The organism is Clostridium sp. DL1XJH146 (assembly GCF_054819755.1).
This window is the reverse complement of record NZ_JBTVVN010000138.1, coordinates 1-273: the sequence shown is the minus strand read 5'-3', so window position 1 is coordinate 273 and position 273 is coordinate 1. Positions and strand designations below refer to the sequence as shown.

General features: G+C 49.8%; 1 protein-coding gene. It reads left to right on the top strand.

Annotated features, from left to right (window positions below; all coding sequences use genetic code 11):
- Positions 1 to 228: PDZ domain-containing protein (locus ACVHXK_RS18845; RefSeq protein WP_448196294.1), on the top strand; the 228-nt coding region annotated here is incomplete at its 5' end.
- Between the last annotated feature and the right edge of the window lie 45 nt (positions 229 to 273).

Sequence of the window (273 nt, the reverse complement as noted above, 5' to 3'; positions counted from 1 at the left end):
AGCGATGGTCAGCTAAAAGATGGCGGCAAAGGTATTAAAATCGATGAAGTTGTCAAAGGAAGCCCAGCTGCTCAGGCTGGCTTGCAAAAAGACGATGTGATCATTGGCGTCAACCGCGATCGGGTGAACTCGATTGCTGAAATGCGTAAAGTGCTGGCGGCAAAACCGGCCATCATCGCCCTGCAAATTGTACGCGGCAATGAAAGCATCTATCTGCTGATGCGTTAATGTCGTAAACCGGGCATCAGGCTTACGTGTGATGTCCGGTTAACT